Origin of the sequence: Nitrosococcus halophilus Nc 4 (assembly GCF_000024725.1) — a bacterium.
GTDB lineage: Bacteria > Pseudomonadota > Gammaproteobacteria > Nitrosococcales > Nitrosococcaceae > Nitrosococcus > Nitrosococcus halophilus.
Genome location: NC_013960.1, coordinates 1,898,933 through 1,920,651, shown reverse-complemented (window position 1 = coordinate 1,920,651; position 21,719 = coordinate 1,898,933). Strand labels below are relative to the sequence as shown.

Annotated in this window: 24 protein-coding genes and 1 pseudogene; 6 read left to right on the top strand and 19 right to left on the bottom strand. The window is 51.0% G+C overall.

Annotated elements, in window-relative coordinates; translation table 11 throughout:
- Position 1: 1 nt before the first annotated feature.
- Positions 2-1,312, bottom strand: coding sequence for a YfiM family lipoprotein (locus NHAL_RS09055; RefSeq protein ID WP_157862530.1), 1,311 nt, complete (start codon positions 1,310-1,312; stop codon positions 2-4).
- A 261-nt stretch (positions 1,313-1,573) separates the two neighbouring features.
- Between NHAL_RS09055 and NHAL_RS09050 the strand changes: the two genes are divergently transcribed.
- Complete coding sequence (locus NHAL_RS09050) at positions 1,574-1,798, top strand: AbrB/MazE/SpoVT family DNA-binding domain-containing protein (protein ID WP_013032852.1); 225 nt, start codon at positions 1,574-1,576, stop codon at positions 1,796-1,798.
- Positions 1,799-2,209: a type II toxin-antitoxin system VapC family toxin gene (locus tag NHAL_RS19800; RefSeq protein WP_013032851.1), complete on the top strand. Its 411-nt coding sequence runs from the start codon at positions 1,799-1,801 to the stop codon at positions 2,207-2,209.
- Here the strand turns inward: NHAL_RS19800 and NHAL_RS21930 are convergent.
- The 4 genes from NHAL_RS21930 to NHAL_RS09025 all read right to left on the bottom strand — a co-directional run bounded on the left by NHAL_RS21930 (position 2,138) and on the right by NHAL_RS09025 (position 5,263).
- The gene (locus NHAL_RS21930) at positions 2,138-3,505 is read right to left on the bottom strand and encodes an efflux RND transporter periplasmic adaptor subunit (protein WP_013032850.1); all 1,368 of its coding nucleotides are present in this window, start codon (positions 3,503-3,505) and stop codon (positions 2,138-2,140) included. The two genes, NHAL_RS19800 and NHAL_RS21930, sit on opposite strands and share 72 nt — an antisense overlap.
- Positions 3,506-3,910: 405 nt before the next feature.
- Positions 3,911-4,414 (bottom strand): hypothetical protein, encoded by a 504-nt coding sequence (locus tag NHAL_RS09035; protein ID WP_013032848.1) that lies wholly within the window; start codon positions 4,412-4,414, stop codon positions 3,911-3,913.
- Positions 4,415-4,620: 206 nt separating this feature from the next.
- Positions 4,621-5,040: a PIN domain-containing protein gene (locus NHAL_RS09030; RefSeq protein ID WP_013032847.1), complete on the bottom strand. Its 420-nt coding sequence runs from the start codon at positions 5,038-5,040 to the stop codon at positions 4,621-4,623.
- Entirely contained in the window at positions 5,030-5,263 is a 234-nt protein-coding gene (locus NHAL_RS09025; protein ID WP_013032846.1) for a DUF6364 family protein, read from the bottom strand. Before NHAL_RS09025 ends, NHAL_RS09030 begins: the two co-directional genes overlap by 11 nt.
- Before the next feature lie 342 nt (positions 5,264-5,605).
- On the opposite strand from NHAL_RS09025, the gene NHAL_RS20370 reads away from it, so the two are divergent.
- Entirely contained in the window at positions 5,606-5,905 is a 300-nt protein-coding gene (locus NHAL_RS20370) for an RRXRR domain-containing protein (protein ID WP_083761385.1), read from the top strand.
- Here NHAL_RS20370 and NHAL_RS09020 read toward each other — a convergent pair.
- The 9 genes and pseudogenes from NHAL_RS09020 to NHAL_RS08985 all read right to left on the bottom strand — a co-directional run bounded on the left by NHAL_RS09020 (position 5,827) and on the right by NHAL_RS08985 (position 12,883).
- A complete protein-coding gene (locus tag NHAL_RS09020) occupies positions 5,827-6,324 on the bottom strand; it encodes an IS1 family transposase (RefSeq protein WP_238985485.1) in 498 nt (165 codons plus the stop codon). The genes NHAL_RS20370 and NHAL_RS09020 overlap by 79 nt on opposite strands.
- 611 nt (positions 6,325-6,935) lie before the next feature.
- The gene (locus NHAL_RS09015; RefSeq protein ID WP_013032844.1) at positions 6,936-7,130 is read right to left on the bottom strand and encodes a hypothetical protein; all 195 of its coding nucleotides are present in this window, start codon (positions 7,128-7,130) and stop codon (positions 6,936-6,938) included.
- A 435-nt stretch (positions 7,131-7,565) separates the two neighbouring features.
- Positions 7,566-8,690, bottom strand: a complete 1,125-nt coding sequence (locus NHAL_RS09010) for a TonB-dependent siderophore receptor (protein WP_238985484.1) — start codon at positions 8,688-8,690, stop codon at positions 7,566-7,568.
- A pseudogene (locus NHAL_RS22450) lies at positions 8,687-9,115 on the bottom strand (TonB-dependent receptor plug domain-containing protein). The gene NHAL_RS09010 and the pseudogene NHAL_RS22450 overlap by 4 nt, the downstream one beginning before the upstream one ends.
- Positions 9,116-9,704: 589 nt before the next feature.
- A complete protein-coding gene (locus NHAL_RS09005; RefSeq protein ID WP_013032843.1) occupies positions 9,705-9,959 on the bottom strand; it encodes an MbtH family protein in 255 nt (84 codons plus the stop codon).
- Positions 9,960-10,200: 241 nt separating this feature from the next.
- On the bottom strand, positions 10,201-10,329 hold the full coding sequence (locus tag NHAL_RS22240; protein ID WP_013032842.1) for a hypothetical protein: 129 nt from the start codon (positions 10,327-10,329) through the stop codon (positions 10,201-10,203).
- A 261-nt stretch (positions 10,330-10,590) separates the two neighbouring features.
- A complete protein-coding gene (locus NHAL_RS21920; protein WP_157862509.1) occupies positions 10,591-11,151 on the bottom strand; it encodes an IS630 family transposase in 561 nt (186 codons plus the stop codon).
- Between the two features lie 5 nt (positions 11,152-11,156).
- On the bottom strand, positions 11,157-11,660 hold the full coding sequence (locus NHAL_RS21915) for a helix-turn-helix domain-containing protein (protein ID WP_041354723.1): 504 nt from the start codon (positions 11,658-11,660) through the stop codon (positions 11,157-11,159).
- A 164-nt stretch (positions 11,661-11,824) separates the two neighbouring features.
- Positions 11,825-12,883 (bottom strand): AI-2E family transporter, encoded by a 1,059-nt coding sequence (locus NHAL_RS08985; protein WP_013032841.1) that lies wholly within the window; start codon positions 12,881-12,883, stop codon positions 11,825-11,827.
- A 192-nt stretch (positions 12,884-13,075) separates the two neighbouring features.
- Between NHAL_RS08985 and NHAL_RS08980 the strand changes: the two genes are divergently transcribed.
- Positions 13,076-14,290 carry an MFS transporter gene (locus NHAL_RS08980; RefSeq protein WP_013032840.1) on the top strand — a complete coding sequence of 405 codons (1,215 nt, stop codon included), beginning with the start codon at positions 13,076-13,078 and terminating at the stop codon, positions 14,288-14,290.
- 71 nt (positions 14,291-14,361) lie between these two features.
- Here the strand turns inward: NHAL_RS08980 and bfr are convergent, their stop codons facing one another.
- On the bottom strand, positions 14,362-14,826 hold the full coding sequence (bfr, locus tag NHAL_RS08975; RefSeq protein WP_013032839.1) for a bacterioferritin: 465 nt from the start codon (positions 14,824-14,826) through the stop codon (positions 14,362-14,364).
- A 151-nt stretch (positions 14,827-14,977) separates the two neighbouring features.
- On the opposite strand from bfr, the gene NHAL_RS08970 reads away from it, so the two are divergent.
- Positions 14,978-16,180, top strand: a complete 1,203-nt coding sequence (locus NHAL_RS08970; protein ID WP_013032838.1) for an NnrS family protein — start codon at positions 14,978-14,980, stop codon at positions 16,178-16,180.
- 128 nt (positions 16,181-16,308) lie between these two features.
- Complete coding sequence (locus NHAL_RS08965; RefSeq protein ID WP_013032837.1) at positions 16,309-16,755, top strand: universal stress protein; 447 nt, start codon at positions 16,309-16,311, stop codon at positions 16,753-16,755.
- A 40-nt stretch (positions 16,756-16,795) separates the two neighbouring features.
- Here the strand turns inward: NHAL_RS08965 and NHAL_RS08960 are convergent, their stop codons facing one another.
- The 4 genes from NHAL_RS08960 to NHAL_RS08945 form a co-directional block, all read right to left on the bottom strand.
- Positions 16,796-17,662 carry a universal stress protein gene (locus tag NHAL_RS08960; protein ID WP_013032836.1) on the bottom strand — a complete coding sequence of 289 codons (867 nt, stop codon included), beginning with the start codon at positions 17,660-17,662 and terminating at the stop codon, positions 16,796-16,798.
- 53 nt (positions 17,663-17,715) lie between these two features.
- Positions 17,716-19,401: a cation:proton antiporter gene (locus NHAL_RS08955; protein ID WP_013032835.1), complete on the bottom strand. Its 1,686-nt coding sequence runs from the start codon at positions 19,399-19,401 to the stop codon at positions 17,716-17,718.
- A 321-nt stretch (positions 19,402-19,722) separates the two neighbouring features.
- On the bottom strand, positions 19,723-20,838 hold the full coding sequence (locus NHAL_RS08950) for an AI-2E family transporter (RefSeq protein WP_013032834.1): 1,116 nt from the start codon (positions 20,836-20,838) through the stop codon (positions 19,723-19,725).
- A gap of 160 nt (positions 20,839-20,998) precedes the next feature.
- On the bottom strand, positions 20,999-21,658 hold the full coding sequence (locus NHAL_RS08945; protein WP_013032833.1) for a hypothetical protein: 660 nt from the start codon (positions 21,656-21,658) through the stop codon (positions 20,999-21,001).
- Between the last annotated feature and the right edge of the window lie 61 nt (positions 21,659-21,719).

The following is a 21,719-nucleotide window of genomic DNA, read 5'->3' as shown; positions in this document are numbered from 1 at the left end:
TCTATCCGCTGGCATAGGCAGGCAAGCGCCCAATGCGACGATCGATCTCTTCAACCATCGCTTGGTAGGCGGGACTTTCCACAGTAGGGAACTGCTCCGTAAATTGCTGTTTAGTCAATCCTTCAGGCAATCCAGCTATTTTCGGAAAAAAAACCGCTTCATCCGTGTTTCCCGCTAACTGTTTCTGCAACCACTCGGCCCCTCCCGAAGGATCAGTGGCCTGTTCGGCAAAGCGAATCCCGGCACGATCGGCAGCCAAATCCACAAAGCTATAACCGCTCCCCCCTGAGGCAGCATCCAGCAGCTCTTTGAACTCTCCAATGGCCATCGCCATCCCCTTATCGGCAGCGATCTTAAGGGCAGCCGAGAGAATAAAATGCAACATTAAATCGCGACGGTTAGCCAAGTGCACCCGCCCCCTTTGGGGGAGATAAGTACGGAGCACTCCGGTTCGCACCGGACCGGTTAGCCGCTCCAAGCGGGCATCGCCAAAGTAGATGGCAAGCGCCAAGATTGCGGCTTGGTTCTCTGCTGCGGCTTCTCCAACCCGAGAACGTTCACGGGCAAGTTGAAACAACGCTCCTATATAGTGGGCCAATGAAACCGGCTTTTGAACCGGATGCCTTCGTTGGATTTCAACCAATTGAGTGTAATAAATCCGGATAATATCCGGATCACCAAGCAACGCCACTTTATCCCGGATCTTTTCTAGCCTGCCGGCAAGTTGGGCCAACTGGGCCTTTACCTCCGGCGTCGAGCGAAGATACAGGGTCATCTCTTCCCCTCTAAATATCACCGCTCGCACTGCCTCCAACAAAGTAGCGCCGTGCCCATTACCCAGGACTATATTGAGCATGGAGCGAAGAAGGAATAAGGTGATATCGCCGTTGAGTTCCAACTGACCTAGAGCAACCCGGGTAAATTGCAGTCCTGTTATCGAGGGTTTCAGCCCGCCACGCAGATTCACATAGTCGCCCAAGAGATTAGAGGGCAGCGATAGGGTCAAAACAGCATTGAGCCCGGCAGAGGTGATGTTGACCTGCCCGGATAAACGGGGAATACCCCGTGCTAACCACGCCATGAGGCTATTCAACTCGTGTTCCTTCGCTGTGATAGTCGTAGCCCTCTCCGCTGATAAGGCATGACTGAACTGGTGGGCTAGAGCGTGCACTTGGTGCGCATCCGCTACCCTGAGCGGCGACACCTGACGGCTGGCAGGCTGGTCCTCAACCACCCAAAAAAGCGCTGCCACGGGTGACAGAAACAAAATCAAGATTAACAGCCCCAAAAGGCGCTTTGAAAATTTTCCCATAGCGATGACTACCCCCCATCCGAGCATTGCAGGTTAGGTCCCTCGGATAAAGCTGTAAGGATAGCCGATGAGATGGGGGAATTGCCTATTACGGTATCCAGGATACCCCGACCATTACCAATTAAAATGACAATTTTCCATCCCACTCATAAAACCATTAGCAGGCGTTGCTTCACCGCAAATCGAGAACGGTTTGTTGCTAGACTCTTTCAACAGTCGGTATTACCATAAAGTAATACTATAACTTTGGAGACAAACACCATGCGCGTTACCAGCAAAGGCCAAGTAACCATCCCCCAGGAGGTCAGAGATGCCCTGGGGATCCGACCGGCGGAAACGGAGGTCGAATTCGTCCGGGATGAAAACGGGCGTTGGTATCTCAGCAAGGCACGGACCCACCGACGCGACCGATTCCGCACGGCACATAAGGTAGGCACCTTGCGTATGAGTACGGAAGAAATCCTGGCGCTCACCCGGGGCGACTGAATGTCAATCGTACTGATCGATACCTGCGTCCTTACCGATCTGGCTACGCCGGAAAGCGAGTGTTTCCCATGGAGCGCCGATACCTTGGAGTGTTTGGATGCAGACCATGTGTTCGTGATCAATCCGATTATTTATGCCGAATGTGCCATCGGCTACACCACCATAGAAGAAATGGAAGCCTTCATCGCGCACCTCGATTTTTCCGTCAAACCCTTGCCCCATGAAGCTTTGTTTTTGGCAGGCAAGGCCTTTCTTCACTACCGGAAAAACAAGGGCCTAAAAAGCAACGTGCTGCCGGATTTTTTCATCGGTGCTCATGCCGCCGTTGAAAAATATCTGCTAATGACACGTGACAAAGGCCGCTTTTCCACCTATTTTCCCTCGGTGGAGTTGATCCTTCCTTTTCAATGAAAAGCCCAGGGCAACCCCATTTTGCCCCAACGCCTTATCCCCCTTCGGATATCCGCGAAGATTGAATAGCCCACCGGCACCAACACCAAGGTCACCAGAGTCGAAAACAAGACGCCAAAGGCCAAGGTCACCGCAAGGGGAATCACTCGCTCGGCTTCCGCCCCTTGCTCCCACAAAATCGGCATCAGCCCCTCCTCCATGCTGCAAACTCCCTCGTATGACCGCCCACTCTCCCTCAACCCGCAATACCTCCACCTCCCGAAAGCTGACCCGATGCTGGCCATTGACCACCAGCACCTGGCCGTCTTGGCGCAAGGCACGGCGGGGAAGCAGGTGGACCGGATTAAAGGTCCGGCCTTCAATCTCCGCTTCCACAAATAAACCCACCGGCAGCGGCGCCCCCTGGGCAGCGTCCAAATAGCCGTAAGGATCCCGCACCTCGGCAACGACATACAACATCCGGGTTTTCTCGTCGATCACCCCTTCGGTGCGAACGATTCGGCCCTCCCAGGAGTGGCGTTTCCCTGCTAGGGAAGCTCGCAGAATGACTTTGGGCCCCTTCGCCCCCAAGTCCTGTTGGGAGGCCAACGACAGATCCAAAAAGGCCAATTCGGCCGGATCCAGGGGCAGGCGCACTTCCGCCCTATCCACGGCAAACAGCCGAGCCAAGGGGGTGCCTTCCTCCACATACTCCCCCACCTCGACCCACCTTTCCCGAATCCGACCATCGAAGGCGGCCCGCAATTCGGTGCGCTCCCGATCCAGTAGAGCTTCCTCGAGTTCGGCCTTGGCCGCCTTGAGCTTAGCTCGCTTCTCTTCCAGCTCCGGCACCCTTAACAGCAAGGGATTAGGTTCACCGTTGCCAATACTCTGCCAATCCTTCCGGGCCAACTCCGCTTTGGCCTCCTCCCGAAGCAGCTGGCCGTGGGCTTCCGCCACCCGCGCCCGGGCCTTGACAACCGCCAAATCGTAATCCCGCGGATCGATTTGCACCAACAGATCGCCCTTATTGAAAAGTCCTCCCTCCCTAAAACCAGGCGCTACTTGGACCACCTTCCCGGAAACCTCGGCAGTTAATTCCATTTCCGTGCAGGCCCTTACCGTCCCCTGGGAATGAACTTTCAACCGCACCGACTTAGGCTGCGCCGCCACCGTCTCTACCCGAGGGGGTTCCACCTGGGGCGGCGCGGTCTCCACTACGGGGGGCGATTGGACAATGGCCCAGGAGGTCACGATGCCGGCCAATAACAAAACCACGGGAAGTATGACTTTCAGGTAATGCGGTCGGTTTCGCACGGCTCAACCGCCCCTACGAACTCGGCTTTTACAGGGTTGCCCTGCATTGCCGTCGCTGGGCACGGGCCTTTTCACCGATTAAACCTCCCAGGCTGGCACAGGCGCGGAGGCCCTGGACTTTAGTCCGGGGAGGAAGCGCCCATGATTCTGATATAATGTGCTTGCACTTAGGCACCCACCGGGTAAACAGTTCGTGCTTAAAAATACTGGCATTGTTTAACGTCTCCGGATAACTGGACAGCATCGCAAAGCGACCAAGGTGCTGCGTTTAATACAATGGGGCTGCTCCGCTTTTGCGGCGTCTTGGTCAGAGGTGTCAACCAGCCCAACGGGTAAGCGGTTAAGCCAGGAAACCCGCTCTCGATGCCCAATGTAGCGTGCGTTGATCCCATCAAGCCTCTTCCTTCAGGGAAGGTAGTTGACCAATCGTATCCGCTGCTGCTCGGGGTCCAGCCACGCCACATACACCGAATCGCCCACCTGGGCCAGGCTTAAATGCCGGCTAGGCCAACGGGGGAAGTCACCGCGATAGATCGTGGTCCGATCCCGCACGGTACCGTCCTGTCGGACCTGGGCCAGATGCAGTTCCTCCACCGGCCCGGCCCGTCCCCTCCAGGCCACCAGAGCGGAACCGTCTTCCAGCAAGAGGGCATTGACGTAACCATTGGCATTGGCATCGACTTCTATGGGTTTTCCAAAATGATTCTCCCCATCAGGCCAAAAAGCGGTCCGTACCCGTCCCACACCATCTGCCGCCGTAAACCAGGCCACCATGGTCAACCCATCACTACGAGCCACCGCGGGGCCGTTGCTGGGACAACCTTCAATCACCCAGTGGTCATCGTGCACAATACCCGCCTGGGAGGGACCGTCTTCCGAAGACCAACGGACCAAAGCGATATCCCGCACTTCCCCCTCCAGATGATCCCGGTAATACCAATTTAATCAAAGAATGCAATTTATTAAGGCTTCAAGTGCTTGTTTAGACTGCATCTATACAATGCAAAATTACATGAAATTGGTATGACAAACTAAGCAGCGTTAGCCATCCTGCTTGCTAGTCGGAACGGACAAGTTAGCTTGCATCAATCACTGCCAAGAACCGCTGAGATGCGTTAGAGAAACGGATTTTGGATCGCCACGCCAGCGATGATCTGGCCCGAATTGAGATCTTCGGTCAATAGCACTGTCGCCCTGCCCTTATGGGCAGCCGCAACAATCAAGGCATCCCAAAAAGAAAGTTGATAACGCTCTTGTAATTCGGACGCAAACAACACATCGCTCAATTCGTTGACAATGATCGGCCATGCCTCATAGGTATTGAGCACACCTCTCGCTTTTGCCAGTGGCACGGGCATGGGGATCTTACGAGTCACATTGACGTAGAACTCCTGTAACACTTGGGTGCTGATAAGACCATTTCGTTGTTCCCAACATGTTTTTACAATGCTGGCGGCCTTTAAATGTTTTGCTCCAGCATCCAGGTCATAGGCGTAGATAAGGACATTCGTATCGATAAAGAATCTATCGCTCATGTAGCGCGTCTCTCGATTGAATACCCTTACCGCCGAAATGAAAGCCTGTGTTCAGATCGGCCAGCGCCTGTCGATGCGCTTGTTGATACCGTTCTTCCTGAATGATCTTAGCGGTGAGTTCATCACTAATCAGCCGGCTGATCGAGGTTGCGTTTTTGGCTGCCAGTACGCGCGCCTTTTTAATAATTTCTTTATCCAAGCTGATGGTGATATTTTGTTTCATAGGGTCGGCGGCCTCATGGACAGTACGTAATATACGTGTATCACGTATATTACGTACTGTCAAACCCCACGAAGGCATGTACCGGTGTTGAGTCGTCGCCTAACTCATTCTCCAAGTTCGTCCTGAACTTTCCGAATGAGTTGGTTGGCTCAACCAGCCTCAGCCCTTCGGGGCTACGTTTGAAGTTGAAGCGAAAGCGACTCACCCTGGGGTGCATTTCTCAGCCCCAGGCACTGAGGTCAAAGGCAATGAACTACGGAGCGACACAGGAGCGAATGCCGAGACTGAACGACCCTTCAAACATTGGCGAGAGAACCCTAACTTTTAGAGTAGCGAAAGCTAATGAATAGAGTTTTTGTATTAGACACTGATAGAAAACCGTTGATGCCATGCAGCCCAGCAAGGGCAAGACGGCTGTTGCGAGACGGGAAGGCCGCGGTTTATCGGATGCAGCCATTTACGATCATCCTGAAATATAGGGTTGATCCCAACCCGCAGCCGGTTGAATTTAAGGTTGATCCGGGCAGCAAAATAACCGGGCTGGCTTTAGTTGGGAATTTTCCTCAACAGGGGCGCGTGGTGTTATGGGCCGCCAATCTTACCCATCGCGGGTACGCCATCCGTGAGCGGTCACCAACATAGAAGGCCAATACTTGGCGCGAGCAGGGATCGAGCGCCAGCCAGAGCCATTGCTTGTTCGCTTTACAGCCAACAAAGCTCCATAATTCATCGGCTTGGACTTCTAAACAAAACATCTCAATGGCCCGATCGGGTGAGACCGATTGAACACCCAGGTCATCAGGCAAGTGCGCGTATAGCTCATCGATAAACTGCAGCAACCACGTCAAACTCACCTCCAGTACCCGACAAATGCCTCGCAACGACAGCCGCTCTAGCAGCAATTTTTTAACCAAGGCGCGCGTGGTCTCGTCAATACGATGGGCGTCGGCCACAAACTGCCGCCCGCAGTTCAGACAGGCGTGATTTTGTTTACTGTAGTGGGTGCGACCGTTTTTCTTAATGTGCGATAATTCGCAACGTGGGCAACGCAAGTTGTTCATCAGAGCGACTCCTTGTGAAGAAAGTTTGGTCGCTTCCTATTACAACGGAGTCGCTCTGTTTTCACAAACTCAAAGCATTACTTTTTGAGCACCACCCACAGTTATTTGTACACCCCCCGCACCCAAGCCCAAGCCTGGATGGGGCGAATCAAGACTGAACGCCAAGCAGCTCGACAAATTAACCCACAACGCAGATCGGCAGGCTAGCGTACAACAATAGGAGAGAGACGGTTAGACTGAGAATTAAGGTCCTGCCAGGTCGATATTCGTATCTCATTTATTTGGGGAACGCTATATTCTAAATTGGGTTATCCGTTGGAAAAAATGAGCGGCACTTCCTTGTGCCGCGGCAAGAATTAAAACCGTTTTCCATAACAACAAGCCAAGAGAAGAGGAAAGATAAGCAAATATGGAGGCTCTGCTTATATCTACAACTTCAAAGCATGAATCAAAGACTTCGGCAGGAGTGAAGTCTGGAGGGCATTTCCGGAGTGAGCCGGTGATGTACGAAGAAGGGGTACACTCTGATTTTTCACGAACCCTTTCCGGACAGATAGAAAGGGAGGTTGCATCGCACCACCGACTCACTCCAGAAATGCCCATTGCCCTAATTAGATGATTGGCCTAAATTCTTTGCTCCCTTTTTCTCGTTTCCTTTTGTAGGTCATTACTTTCTCACGGGCATAGCGCTGATACATAACTTCCGCTTCCCGCCGTGTATCAAAAAACCCCACACGACCTTCGCGGGTCATAAAATACCATCCTCTTTGGGCCACGCAGCGAAAACGGGCTTGTCTTCTCATCATGGCAATACTCCTTCTTATCACAGCCGCTTCTGTCGCTGACAAGATAAAATAACCACAATTCATGCCAAATAAAATTTATTAATAAAAACAAAAAATTAATAAAAAATATGCCCATCACAACAAATTTAAATCAGGCATTTCACGCACCCTATAGGGCAAAAAACAAAAAAGTTTTGGCGGATACGCTATGCTTAATCCGGTTTACTCCCTTGCAATAACGGGGGTAGGATGGGTAGAGTGCAGCGAAACCCATTAATTATGGGCAGAAAATGTGATGGGTTTCGGCTATCGCCTCTACCCATCCTACACAGTCCCACCATCCCATGGCGAACAGCACTTTATTCCGCCGCCTGCTGGTTCTGATATCGAATTTAATGCCCGCAACATTCACCCAGCAGCACTGAAAAACCCGGGGCGCATCCTTGCGCCAAGAGGCTAATACTTCAACGAGATCCGTCCCACAATCGAGCGGGGATCGCCGGGAAACACCGCCGCCCCGAAGTCAGCTGCGGTGAAATAATGTTTATCCAGCAGGTTGTTGACGAACAACTCCAGTTTGACGTTTTGATAGGTGTAGGAAGCGCCCAAATCCACGGTCGTAAAGTCGGGAAGATCGACGGTGTTGGCATTGTCCAAGGGCCGGTCGCCCACAAACTGCATCCCCGCCGAGAGGGTAAGATTTCTCAAGGGGCCGTTGTCGAAGCGATAATGGGTCCAAAGATTGGCCTGGTGCTCGGGAATGTTTTGAAACCGATTACCCTCGTCGCCCGCATTGCTTTGGGTGATTTCCGCATCAATAAAGGCGTAGCCCCCTTGAAAATACCACTGTGGGGTGACTTGATAGGCTAACTCCATTTCCCCACCCGTGGAGCGAACCTCTCCCGTTTGCACGGAAAAGCCTGGGTTTTCCCGGTCCGGCGTGGTCACATTGCTGCGGGTGATTTCAAAAAACGAGGCCGCTCCGCTCAGCCCCCAGGGGAAATCAACTTTGACACCGGCTTCCACCTGATCGAGCTCTTCAGGATCAAAGGCTGAACCGTCGGCTTTTTGGCCGACGACGTTGAATTGGAAACCTTCTGCAAACCCCGAGAAAACATGAATTGAATCAGTAACATGTAAGGTGCCGCCGATTTGAAAAGAAGTATTGTCGACTTCGCTTTCTCCCGATCTCACTCGCCTTACCAAGTTTCCCCGAGGTACTCCGCTGACCTTGGTGTAGCGGAAACCGCCCATCAAATCAAAGTAAGGAGTAATCGACACCACATCCTGAAAGGTAGCCGCCCAAACGTCGAAATTCTGGCCAAAGGTAATGATGCCAGGGTTGATCTCCGGCGCTGCGGCGAGAAACGTCGGATTCAGCGCATCGATGTCAGGAACATTGATTCGGTTGAACCAGATCCGGTCCAAATCCTGAAAATTGATGAAGGAGTCGGTGCGCTCCACCTCGCCAGTAAAGCGTACTTTCAAGGCCCCGCTCGACATTAAGGGGACGTTGAAGTCCCATTGACCACTGGTAAGGTCGCCGTCAAATCCCTCCCAGCCCCCGCGGGTGAAACTCACTTCGGCCCCCAACCGCTCGTAAGGGCGTTTGGTGACGATATTGAGAGCTCCCCCCCATTGCCGTTTTGTCCAAAGACGGTGCTGCCCGGCCCTTTCAATACCTCCATGCTCTGAATATGGCTGAGAGCAGAAAAATCGATCCCTGAAAAAAATAGTTGCCGGATGCCATTGCGAGTCTAGTCACTTCTAAACCCTCGAATATTAACGCTTGGAAAACGACTAAAACGCGACCCGAATACGTTGGCCGAAGGCACCTGTTTCATGATATCGCCGATACTGCGAGCATTTTGGTCTTCAAAAGCATCCTCGGTAATTACTTGGATGCTTTGGGGCACGCGGTTGATTTCCAATGGAAACTTGGTCCCCGCCGTGGAGGTGTCTACTTGGTAAGTGGGCTGCTCGCCCAGTGTTCCCCTCACCACCATAGGCGCGAGCTCACTCCTCCCTGCTCCGCCTTCTTTTTTCACCCCCTCCCCTTGGGCCAGTTTCATTGTCGATGTCGAATCCATCTCCACAACAGCCTTGTCCTCTCCATCGGACTGCGCCGCCCAGGCGGAAAGGGGGAACAGTAAACCAGCAATAAATAGCGAGTTTACTAAACCGGAAAGCAAGGCAAAGGGAAATAATCTTCTTTGAATACGGCAAATGCCGCAATTCCTATCCCCTGCAGAGAGCTCTCTTGGGTTGGTTGCGGTGGGTATTTGCAATAACTCCGGTAGAGAGAATAAGCAGGGCGCCTCCACCATTGCAAGGGGTGGGTTTCGCGGATGCGCTGCACTTATTCGTCCTACTTAGGGGCACTGCCCGTATATGGCCAAAAACGCAACACCTATCTGAACCTGCCACTTTAAAGCATGAGAGAAGAACCTTGGCAGCTAACAAACAATAGTCATAACTCGCGCCAAACTATATTTATTAAAGGAAATAAAAAATTAAAATAAAAATTTCTCACTACGATAAATTTAAATTGGGTATTTCAAACACTCTATAAGTCAAAAAAGAAAAAAATCATCACTACAGTCTTTCTCTTTTTAGAAAATCTCTGCCATTGCTATTAGATTCCTCCACAAATGATTTACCATGGTTCAAAGGACTCATTTGGAGCCATATTTCCTTGATGTAATCAAAGCATTCTTCTTTGCTCCCCACTTCCCCGGTAGTATGCCATCCCTTGGGGATGGCCCTGTCCTCTGGCCAGATCGAATATTGCCTATCACCATCCGTAATCACACGATAAAATATTGCCTCTTTCTCTTCATCCCAATTCATTTTTCGTCTCTCCAGTCTTTATCATAGATACTCTTTGACGGTTTTCACCCTAGCGTATAAATTAGAACCAAATCTAGGCAACGACGAATGTATCCTAAGCGGGTAAAAAAACAGCGGCACCTCCTTGTGCCGCAGCAAGAATTAAAAATTGTTTTCCATAACAAATTAAGGGGAGAGAGAGGATAAGCACAGTTTATATAGCCTGCGATTTCAAAACATGAACAAAAACCTCGATAGAGAATTAGGCCTGCCGCTTTTCATCCCCGTTCCTGTTTGGGAACACCATCGCTTGCTTACACCTATAGCGCTGATACATGACTTCCACTTCCCGCCGTGTATCAAAAAACCCCACACGACCTTCACGGGTCATAAAATATCATCCTCTTTGAGCCCACAACGAAAACCGGTTTGTCTTCTCATCATGGCACTACTCCTTCCTATCACAGCCGCTTCTGTCGCTGACAAAATAAAATAATCACAATTCATGCCAAATTATATTTTATATAAAAAACAACATTTTAAGAAAATACTTCCTATCAAGATAAGTTTGAATGGGGCATTTCACGTAATCTATAGGGCAAAAACACAAAAATCATCATTGCACTTTTTTTTAGCGCATAATACCATTTCTTTAAATATTTGCATGCTTTAAAGCGGAGAGGATAAAGGGGTAACCGGTTAAAGAACGAATCGTTTGTGGAGTGAGGTCCTGGAGGATTTCCCCGACAGTCTGTCGAAGGGAGTCCAGTGTGCTAAAGAGAACCCAACTGAGCTGATCTTTCATGTGTTGCCAAAGTCGCTCGATAGGGTTGAGCTCGGGGCTATAGGGAGGCTGGAACATCAACACGATATTCTCAGGCAACTCCAGCTTCTTGGCCCAATGAGAGCTGGCATTATCAAGTTGAACGATATGGAGAGCGTGGGGATAGCGTTGAGCGAGGTGATCCAAATAAATCTGAAAACAGTCGCTATCGTGATGAGAGAACTCCAAAAAGAAGCTTTCCCCGCTCAGCGGCTCCACCGCCCCATAGAGATAGAAGGCTTTAAATTGCCATTGCACCGGCGCTAGGGGCTTGGTGCCGGTCAACGTAATCAGTCGCCGAGGGATGGTTTTAAGCCCAAAGCGCGTCTCATCGTAACACCAATACCGCACCGCTAAAGCGGGGTCTTCCGCCCCGTAGAGGACCGGCAAAACTTCTAGGCGCCGCGGGAGTTTTTTTTAAAGTCCACCCCCGCCGCTTCCTCTCGATGAAGGTGGCTCGGGCGCGCCACTTTGAGCTTGGCTTTGAGCCGGTAACGTACTGTCTGATGTACCGTTTTATACTTAATCTGCAACCCGTATTCTTCCCTCAGCCACTGTTGAATCGCCCCATAGCTCTTAAAACCCGGCGGTTCTTTCAAACGCTGCTTTAAGGCCTGCTCCACCGCCGGCGGTATAGCTCGGGCACGCCCATTATGCGCCGTCCCAAGCTCAAGCAAGCCTGCTAACCCTCGGGCCCGATACCCCTCAAACCAGCGATAAAGGGTGGAGGGATTGCGCCCTAGCACTTTCCCCAAGGCTTTGAGTTCGGTGACCTGCTCGCTCTTGAGCAAATATAACGCCTGAACTCGTTCTTTGAGTTTCACCTCGCTCTGCTGGTGAAGCAGCGCTTTTAATTCCTCGGCACTCTCCGTGATTTCTAGCTCTAGGCGGCGACTCATCAACCTCGCTCCTCCCCATAAACTCGCTTTCAAACCTCCTCATTATAACATGCGGGGTCAGTACGAATTGGTATAAAAAATGATAACGATAGCAGACAAAAGTTTTGTCAATGAGGCAGTGCAGAAAATAGGGGGGGGGTTGTGCTTAAGAGGTGATCCCGTTTTTACAACTTCTCTTTACTCGAATTGCCCAATATATCTTCAACGTACAGCATCCGTACCAAGACCATCAAAGCTGCGACCAGGGGCGTTGCCAACATCAGGCCAAAGAATCCAAGCAAGGTACCGAATAACACTTGTACCGAAATGGTAAGTACTGGCGGCATTGCCACCGTGCGCTTTTGTACCAGTGGAGTGAGTAGGTAACCCTCGAAGGATTGTAGAAAAAGATAAAGCAATAAAACATTAACCACCTGTATTGGACTCTGTAACAGGGCAAGAAGCGCAGCAGGCACAACCGAGAGCACAGGACCAATATAAGGAATAAAAGTCAAAAGACCCGCAAGTAGGCCAAGCGTCAAAATATGGGGAATACCAAGCAACCACAACCCGGGCACGGTCAACATTCCCACAATAGTCATTGAAATCATTCTTCCAAAAAGCCACCACAGGAGGGTCTGCCCCACTTGATGCAGAACCGTCCGAACTCGTTGCCGCCTACGAATAGGAACAAGTTGGGTAATGCCCTCCACATACAAGCGTGGCTGCGCGGCGCCATAAAGGCCAATAAACAAAATGATAATAAAACTGGTCAGGACATTTAATGTAGAGGAAAAAATATTGCTCGCCTGAGTCAACATAAATTCTCTGCTAGGCATTAAATCCTTGTCTATCAGTGCAAGGAGTTCTTGGCCCCAGGTATACTGGGCAAAATATTGCTCAAGACGCTTTAATGCTTCGGGCAGTTGTTGTGACAGATGATAGGCTTGATCAGCAACATCAGGAGCGACTAACGATAGACCCACAGCAAAAAGAGTCATCAAATCAAGCACGACGAAGGTCAATGACCAGCCATAGGAAAGAAAAGTACGTCGGGCGATCCAATCACTCAAACCATGTAACAAAATCGCCAATAAGATACCCGCAAAAACAAGTAACAAGACGGGTATCGCATACCACAAAAAGAGTAGCGTGACGGCAACACCAGCAGTAATCCCGACTACCATGAAAATTTGCGGCACCGTGATACGAAGATGTTGCCCTTTGTGATTTTTATCGCTCATCACCAAGCTCCGCTTGCCAAAATGCGGGTTCCCCATTGGGGAGATAGGCATAACTTTCCCAAGGAGCTTCCTCCATTATTAACCTATTAACGCCTTAATGACGCAACTATGTTTTCACTATTGTATAGTTCTTTAATAGCCCTCTGGGTTTAGAACTTCTCACCTTCAATCCAAGAGATCTAATCCGGAGCAGTGGCAAATAAACCATCTCCAACAGGGTTTCCCCCTCCTTCTGGCCTAGCAGCCATTCCCAGAAGTATTTGGACACTGGGCCTGGTCAGCCTGTTTATGGACACCTCCTCGGAGCTTATTCACAGCCTGCTGCCCGTTTTTTTGGTTTCAGTGCTGGGGGCAAGCGCAGTGTCAGTGGGTGTCATCGAAGGTATCGCTGAAGCAACAGCCTCCATCACCAAAGTATTCTCAGGAGCCCTAAGCGATTATCTGGGCAAGCGGAAACTGCTAACCGTCATGGGCTATAGCCTAGCCGCCTTTTCCAAACCCTTGTTCCCGCTTGCCGGGTCCGTAGGCTGGGTATTTACCGCCCGCTTTATTGACCGAATAGGGAAAGGCATTCGAGGAGCCCCCCGGGACGCCTTGATAGGAGAAATCGCACCTCTATCCCTCCGGGGAGCCAGCTACGGATTACGACAATCTCTCGATACGGTGGGGGCATTTACCGGTCCCCTCCTAGCAATGACGCTCATGGCGCTCTTAGCAGGCGACATTCGGATGGTGTTTTGGGTGGCGGTGATACCGGGATTCATCGCTGTTGTGATTTTAATCCTCGGCGTTAAAGAACCCACGACTTTCCGCCCTAGCTCTCCCACTAAAGCACCCATCCGCGCCGCAGAGATACGTCAAATGGGCACCCCCTACGGGTGGCTATTGGGAGTTGCCGCAGGGCTCTCCCTTGCCCGCTTCAGCGAAGCTTTCTTAGTACTTCGTGCTGAAAATATGGGACTTGCCCACGCCCTAATACCTTTGGTCATGGTGGTGATGAATATAGCCTATGCCCTTTCCGCCTATCCCGCCGGCAAACTGTCGGATTTGATGAACCGATGGATCATTCTTGCCACCGGTTTTATCATCCTCATCGCCGCGGATATCGTGCTAGCCCTAGCCACAGACATCTGGGATGTCATGGCGGGGGTGGTGTTATGGGGCCTCCATATGGGTTTAACCCAAGGTCTGCTTTCCGCCCTGGTGGCAGATGTCACCTCTCCCAAACTCCGGGGGACGGCATTTGGGGTTTTTCATCTGATTACAGGCGTGGGGGCACTTTCCGCCAGTTTTATCGCAGGTCTACTTTGGGAGGGATATGGGCCTATGGCCACCTTCCTGGCAGGGGCCGGGTTCGCAACCCTTTCCTTACTACTTGCAGCCATCGCGGCCACAAAAATCCCCTGACCTTAAAGGCAGAGGATTACCCACCCCAGCACTACCGGAGCGGGTAATTTTTGGAAAAACTTCGAGGAGATTTACATCTGAGATTGCAGGTAGTTTTGCAATCCTACCTTCTCAATAAGCTCTAACTGAGTCTCCAACCAATCAATATGTTCTTCTTCACTATCTAAGATCTCTTCAAACAGTTCCCGAGAAACATAGTCGCTCTGCTTCTCGCAATAGGCAATAGCTTCCCTGAGCAACGGCAATATTTCCTTTTCCAGCTTCAAATCGCATTCCAGCACCTCTTTGGGGGCTTCCCCAATCAAGAGCTTACCCAGTTCCTGAAGATTAGGGAGCCCTTCAAGAAATAAGATTCGCTCAATCAGTTGATCAGCATGTTTCATTTCATCGATGGAGGCTTCGTACTCATATTCATTGAGCTTTCCAAGACCCCAATTTTTATACATGCGAGCATGGAGGAAATACTGGTTGATAGCCGTCAACTCATTGGTCAACACTTTGTTGAGATAGCTAATGACCTTTTTATCGCCCTTCATAATGCATACTCCTTGCTGTTGTTGTATGATGACCTGAAAATACCTTAGCGAAACACTAAAGAATTGTCAATTTTTCTTTTTATAACAAATAGTTAGAAAATAAAAGAAAATAGTTCTGATTTCACCTGTTGTTTACAGGAGCTAAAAATCTATGTCTTCATCTACTCCTATGACTAACACCGCCTTTCGGCGTCCTCGGTGGACTTTCCTGGGTACCGGCTTCCGGCCCTTTTTCTGGCTTGGGGCCTTGATGAGCGGTCTCTGGATGCTTTTATGGCTATTGCTATTAAAGGGTCAGTGGTACCTCAATGGATACTTCCCCCTTCCCTACTGGCATGCCCATGAGATGTTGTTTGGCTTTGTGTCCGCCATTATTGCGGGATTTCTTTTGACCGCAGCCCAAAACTGGACCGGGCGCCCTACGGCTACTGGGCCTTCCTTGCTTCTGCTTGTCCTATTATGGCTAGCAGGACGAACCGTCATGCTTTTGGGAAATACGCTGCCTCCCCTCATCGTCATCACAGTCGATATGGCCTTTATTCCCTGCCTAATGTTTTTTATCGCCCGACCTATCATTGCTACAGGGAATACTCGCAGTCTTCCCCTGATTGGAATATTGGGAATTTTGGCGAGCTGCAATTTACTCGTCCACCTGGGTGGAGCAGGTTATTTTCCTACAGTCATTGCACCAGCCCTGCAAGCCACGGTCAATGTCATTACCCTATTGATGGTAATCATTGGCGGCCGGGTGATTCCTTTTTTCACTCGCAATGCCCTCCCTCAAACCCCTATCCGTCAATTTCCCTGGCTCGATCGCCTAGCCATCGGCTCTGTCGCTGCAATTTTAATTATAGAAGCGATCACCGGCGTGAGCCCGTTGATGGGTGTCATCGCACTCACTGCAGGGGGACTCAACCTAGCGCGCCTGCTCGGCTGGGGCGGGTACAAAACCTTATCACGTCCTCTCCTCTGGGTACTGCACCTGGGATATTTATGGATTTGCGCCGGGTTGATGACCAAGGGATTAGATGCCTACCTGCCGGGGGATTACCGTAGCATTGCGATCCATCTGTTGACGGTCGGCGCCATGGGCACTCTTATTCTAGGGATGATGTCCCGTGTAGCCCTCGGTCATACAGGACGGCGGCTGGAATTGCCCCAAGGGATGATTTGGGCTTATGTATTGCTCACACTGGGGGCTATTGTCCGGATCGGGGGCCCGCTGCTACTCCCTGCCCATATGATGGTGGTTTTACTACTTTCCGGCGGCCTCTGGATTGCCGCTTTTGGGCTTTTTGTATTCCGCTACACCACTATTTTATGGCGACCGAGGGTAGATGGACGTCCCGGATAAAAATCCTATTGGCACTGAGGACAAAAAACGACTATAGATATAGTAATGGATGGGTTCTTGGCTTTTCCAGGAGATTTTGATTTAGAACCGCCACTCGAGCAGCTAATTAATATTAAGGAGCCATCATTATGAGTGCTGAATTCAATGACATTATTGTACCGGTAGACGGCTCAGAAAACTCCCTACGGGCGGCACGCTTTGCATCCGACCTGGCTAAAGCGATGGGAAGCAAAATGACCCTAGTCTATGTGTTTACGACACGCTCGGGCGGCAATTTTGATTTTCTTCGCATTACCCACCCAGAAGAGGAAGATATCGAACAGCTCAAGAAAGAAGCGGCGCGCAAAATTTTTGACAAAACCTACCAAGCTCTTGGCGGCAAAGAGGGAGAAATTAAAGAAGAGAGCCTCTCAGGTGACCCGGCCACAGAAATTATCCAATACCTGGAAAAATATCCCAGCTCAATAACGGTCATGGGCCGGCGCGGCCTCTCACGCTTTGAGGCTCTGTTGCTTGGCAGCGTAAGCGAGAAAGTCGTGCGTCATGCCACTGGACCCGTGACCATCATTCACTAGATAGCAATACCTTAGCTTGGCAATCGAGAAGGAAAAACTTCTAGGGAAGCTCGAAACTGGGCCTCTCGCAACGCACAGCGAGCACATCGCAGTCTGCGTCACGCAGTATATGCCTGGCCACACTGCCTATCAAAATATATTTCAATCCCGAAGCACCCCGGGTGCCGACCACGATAAGATCTGCCTTAAGGTGTGCAGCTTGGGCTAGTATAATGGTTGCCGGGTAACCTTTGGCTACCAGTCGTTTTGCTATCGAATAGGCCGCAGTCCCAGAAAGAAAGCGGTCTAATTCTTTTAGATGGCGCATGTATTCAACATTGTCAAGCGAAAGGATTTCTTCGTCCCTCAAGCCGACCTGTCTCAGTTTTCCCTCATATACCAAGCCACAGACATTCAAAATATAAAGTTCGGCCTGAGGGAAAATTTTCATAGCATACTCTAAAGCGTTTCGGGACTCGGGTGAAAAATCAATTCCAACTAACACTCGCATGTAGGGTCCCTGAGCTGGCCGCTTTACTACTAGTATTGGCCGATCGCCCTTACTTATCACCCGTTCAGCCGTGGTTCCAAAGAGAGCGTCCTTGATATAGTGACGTCCATGGGCACCAACAATGATAAGATCAACTTGTCTTTCTCGGGCCTCAAGAATAATATCCACGAAATCCTTGCCAATCCGCACCCTAATCTCGCACTGGATTCCTTTAGAGGCTGCCTTATTGCGTAGAGCCGTTTCCATTTCTTGACGGAGTCGATCGAGTGCTGGTAGAGCGCCAACTAGGCTACTATCACTTGCTTCCAATACATGCAACAACACAAGTTGCGCCTGGTATTGACGCACAAGAAACGTAGCCCGGTCGAGAGCAAGATCGGAACCTGTGGAAAAATCGCTTGCCATCAAGACCTTCATAACTCCCCTCCATTGCATTAATTAAAATAGGAGTCAAAGCTCTACAGGATAGATCAAGCACCCGTCGATTCCTTAGGGCTGTCGCCTGGATGGCTCCCCACGGCACCAAGCTCCAGCAGGTGGTCAACCGCCTCTCTGGCCGCGTCGAAATAAGGCACCAGGACAAGATCCGCGCCCTCGCGCCGAAACAGCTCAGCTTCGTGCTGGCCATTGGCAGCCACTGCCACTCGACCCCGGAAACCTTGCTGGCGTAGCGTGTGCAACAGAGTCCGGTTCACACTCCGTTCCCGCACGGTGCTGACAACCCAGGGCACCCGCTCAAGGGGCAGGGAGGCGACGAATTCAGGGTCTTCGGCATCCCCGTACCGAGTCATATACCCTTCGCCAGCATGCCGGCGCACCAGATCGGGGTCGAAATCCACTGCAAGCACTCGGCAGCCGCGCTTCTGCAGGATCTGGGCGATCCCCGCGCCAAAACGTCCCAAGCCAAAGAGGAACGCGTACGTATCGCCATTGATTGCTGCCGCAACGCCCTCTTCGCGGTGCGCCACTTTACGCTCGAACATTCCTAGCCAAGGAGCCAATCGTTCGTACAGGGGGTGAGAGTAAAGAATCATATAAGTCGAGAGACTGATGGTGATCAAGCCCACCAGGGTGATAAGCCCCATCGTCTCCTGGTCAATGTGGCCCAGGTTTAGCCCCAAAGCTCCCAGAATCAGCGAGAATTCACTGATCTGGGCCACAGTTAGACCCGCGAGAAAACCGGTGCGTTTGCGATAGCCCATCGCCCCCATGATGGCCATGACGATGAAGGGATTGCCGATTAGCACAAAGAGCGAGAGCACCGCAGATGCCTCCAAGTGTGCGCCCAAAGTGCTTATATTCAGGCTCGCACCGAGGTCGATGAAAAAAAACAACAGCAGGAAATCCCGCAAGCTGACAAGACGCGCGGCAACCAGTTCGCGGTACGGAGTGGCGGCAATTGATACCCCGGCCAGAAAGGCCCCAACCTCTTTGCTGAAGCCTAGGGTATCCCCCGCTGACGCCCCGAGTATTGCCCAGGCGATGGAGAAAAGCACGAGTAGCTCGGGTGAACGCGCCAACCGGTGCAATGACGGTGGCAAAACATAGCGCATCAGCAAGCCGACGACTGCCAGCATCGCCGCTCCCTTGGCGAGCACTAGCAACGCCTCCCGGCCCAGGCTGAGCGCATCACCAGCCTGGCCAAAAGCCGTCAAGCCGATCATCACCAGCACCACCATGATATCCTGCACGATGAGAAAGCCGATGGCGATCCGACCATGCAAAGAGTCCACCTCGCGCTTATCCGATAACAATTTGACAATGATAATGGTACTGGAGAAAGTAAGCGCCACGGCCACATAGAGCGCGGACACCGGCGCCATCCCTAAAGCGAGGGCGATGAGATAGCCAACTACCGAAGTGAATACAACCTGGCCAAGTCCCGTCGCCAGCGCCACCGGCCCCATTGTCCGGATGATGTGCGGATCGAGCTTTAGACCGACTACGAACAGCAACAGGGCAATCCCCAACTTGGCAAGCAAATCCACTTGATCGCTGGCAACCACCCACCCAAAACCCGTGGGTCCTACGATGATGCCAACGGCAATGAAAGCGACGATCAGCGGCTGGCGCAACAGGATTGCCAAAACGCCGCCCGCGGCAGCCACCCCCAGCAGAGCACCAATCTCATAAAAGACATTTTCAAACGGCACCATATACGGCCTCTCCCCAATATGCGGAAATAGCCTCGAGCAAAGGGTCACGGTGACAGACACCACTTACCTTCTATAGATTATGCCAACCCCATTAGTTCTGATTTTTAGATGCAAGGGGAAGAGTCAGCCCCATGCCTGGAACTATTACGCTAGGGACCTTGATACCAATTTCACGTAACTTTGCATTGTATAGGCTTAGTATAAACAACCAGTTATAACCTTAATAAATTGCAGCCTTTTGCTAAATTGGTATGATCTTGCCCCCACTGGCTTTAAGGATAAGCGGCTGGCGAACACGGCTGCCGCATACAATACCCTACCTCACCGCGACCGTTGTCGTCCTAGCAAGGAAATACCCCAACGTTTTAGCAGTGGAGGCCGTTCTTCTACAGGGGGGACTTTGGGCCAGGCCTTGAGCACCGCCTGTATGATGGTGGCAAGCGGTATTGCAAAGAAGAGCCCCCACAATCCCCACACTCCACCAAAAACCACAATGGCCACAATCACCGCCACAGGATGCAAATCCACCACTTCGGCAAACAATAAGGTCGCCAACACATTGCCATCCAAAAACTGGATGATGACACAGGCGCCAAGCACTTCAGCAAATTCAGTACTCAATCCCCATTGAAAATAAGCCACAAACGCCACCAGTAAAGTGATCGCCATCGCGCCAATATAGGGAATAAGAACCGACAAGCCCATGAGCACACTCAGCAGCATAGAAAACCGCAAGCCTAAGACATAAAAGGTGATAAAACTCACTGCCCAGACAATCAGGATCTCGATGCATTTACCGCGAACATAGTTGGCGATCTGAAAATCTACCTCGCCCCAGACTTCAGCTATCAATTTTCGCTCCTGCGGAAGGTAAGATTTACACCATTCAATAAGGCGGTCCTTGTCCTTGAGGAAGAAAAACACCAGTAACGGTACCAACACCAGGTACATCCCCAACGTAATAAGGCTCGTCACTGACGCCAGGGACCAGGAAAGCACCTCTTGCCCTAATTGGGCCACCTCAACGTGGATAGCGCTCACCAGATTATTGACCTGCGCCTCGGAGAATAAATCGGGATAATGCTCAGGCAGGCTCAATAAAAGTTCATGCCCCCGAGCAATCATGGTCGGCAAGAGTTGGAAAAACTGGGTAACCTGCTGTGAGAGCAAGGGTATCACCCCGAAGATGTCCCCAAAAAAGGCCACCATGAAAGCCACAAACACCAAAGGCACGGCTAGCCAGCGAGGACAACGTCGTCGCTCCAGATACCCCACGATTCCCTCGAGCAGATAGGCGATCACCAGGCTAGCCAACACCGGCGCCAATATGTGTCCCATGAAGATCACAGTGGCAAAACTAACGACAAGTAACAAGGCCAGGCCCGCTACCTGAGGATTGGAAAAGTGACGCTGAAACCAGTCGCGAACAAGACGCATATCAGGCAGTAAGAATTACGTAGTTGCTAGTAATGTGTACAAAGACTGAGTCATAAGCAGTGGGTGAGCATGCGAGCAAGATGCCCGCCACCGAAAGCCCCAACGATCATGGGTGACCTAGCAATGTCCACTTTTACACGCCAGGACGTTTTTCTAACGATTAAAAGCGACTGCGGTGGGGAAATGAAAATTTTTCTGGAAATTTTCTACGGAAATAAATCCCCAAGGCGATTATCCCGATAGCAACTAACAATATTATCCATATATAAGCTTTCAAATAAGCCAGCACGATGAGAGAAAAAGCCTGGAACAGGGCTACTATGGAAAACCGCCAATCCACGTACACGCCTACCTGAAAAGTCGTCTGCGCCAGCAACAGGAGAATCATTAAGCTTACAGCTTCATTGCTGAGCCGGCCAAAATTGAAAAGCATGTACACCAACTCTACAGAAACCAAAAGCGCTCCCCAGTGGAAAAGTTGGGTTCGCAGTAGCGTTCGCCATCTCATTCCCTGTCCACGGCCCCTTATCCACTCTACATAGAGGGTAGTGGCCGCAATAATCGGTATCATGGCCAGCCAATAGGCGCGACCCACAATGACAGAAGACTGGGTGATTGCAACCCCTACCACCGAAAGGATGAGCAAACCATAAAACATCATTTCATCCAAGGTCAGCTTCTTCCGAGGATAGGCCTTTTCCGTCATTTCCATGGCCTCATTTTCTTCTTCCCTGACCTCGTGCTCTTCCCATTCCTGCATTGCCTGGGTTTCCGCTTGCCTTGCCCTGGTTTCAGAATCCGCCTCTTGTTTTGACCCCATCGCGCCTTCTCCACTCCTGGAACATAAATTCAAACGGCTTCTATTAAATTTAAAGCTTAGT

Coding starts and splice junctions, on each gene's coding strand:
- NHAL_RS19800 (WP_013032851.1), top strand. CDS start 1,799: ATGTCAATCGTACTGATCGATACCTGCGTCCTTACCGATCTGGCTACG.
- NHAL_RS09055 (WP_157862530.1), bottom strand. CDS start 1,312: ATGGGAAAATTTTCAAAGCGCCTTTTGGGGCTGTTAATCTTGATTTTG.
- NHAL_RS08955 (WP_013032835.1), bottom strand. CDS start 19,401: ATGGTGCCGTTTGAAAATGTCTTTTATGAGATTGGTGCTCTGCTGGGG.
- NHAL_RS08985 (WP_013032841.1), bottom strand. CDS start 12,883: ATGAGCGATAAAAATCACAAAGGGCAACATCTTCGTATCACGGTGCCG.
- NHAL_RS09005 (WP_013032843.1), bottom strand. CDS start 9,959: ATGAATTGGGATGAAGAGAAAGAGGCAATATTTTATCGTGTGATTACG.
- NHAL_RS08965 (WP_013032837.1), top strand. CDS start 16,309: ATGAGTGCTGAATTCAATGACATTATTGTACCGGTAGACGGCTCAGAA.
- NHAL_RS08970 (WP_013032838.1), top strand. CDS start 14,978: ATGTCTTCATCTACTCCTATGACTAACACCGCCTTTCGGCGTCCTCGG.
- bfr (WP_013032839.1), bottom strand. CDS start 14,826: ATGAAGGGCGATAAAAAGGTCATTAGCTATCTCAACAAAGTGTTGACC.
- NHAL_RS22240 (WP_013032842.1), bottom strand. CDS start 10,329: ATGACCCGTGAAGGTCGTGTGGGGTTTTTTGATACACGGCGGGAAGTG.
- NHAL_RS09020 (WP_238985485.1), bottom strand. CDS start 6,324: ATGAACAACTTGCGTTGCCCACGTTGCGAATTATCGCACATTAAGAAA.
- NHAL_RS21915 (WP_041354723.1), bottom strand. CDS start 11,660: ATGAGTCGCCGCCTAGAGCTAGAAATCACGGAGAGTGCCGAGGAATTA.
- NHAL_RS09030 (WP_013032847.1), bottom strand. CDS start 5,040: ATGAGCGATAGATTCTTTATCGATACGAATGTCCTTATCTACGCCTAT.
- NHAL_RS09025 (WP_013032846.1), bottom strand. CDS start 5,263: ATGAAACAAAATATCACCATCAGCTTGGATAAAGAAATTATTAAAAAG.
- NHAL_RS08960 (WP_013032836.1), bottom strand. CDS start 17,662: ATGAAGGTCTTGATGGCAAGCGATTTTTCCACAGGTTCCGATCTTGCT.
- NHAL_RS09050 (WP_013032852.1), top strand. CDS start 1,574: ATGCGCGTTACCAGCAAAGGCCAAGTAACCATCCCCCAGGAGGTCAGA.
- NHAL_RS08945 (WP_013032833.1), bottom strand. CDS start 21,658: ATGGGGTCAAAACAAGAGGCGGATTCTGAAACCAGGGCAAGGCAAGCG.
- NHAL_RS09015 (WP_013032844.1), bottom strand. CDS start 7,130: ATGATGAGAAGACAAGCCCGTTTTCGCTGCGTGGCCCAAAGAGGATGG.
- NHAL_RS08950 (WP_013032834.1), bottom strand. CDS start 20,838: ATGCGTCTTGTTCGCGACTGGTTTCAGCGTCACTTTTCCAATCCTCAG.
- NHAL_RS20370 (WP_083761385.1), top strand. CDS start 5,606: ATGAATAGAGTTTTTGTATTAGACACTGATAGAAAACCGTTGATGCCA.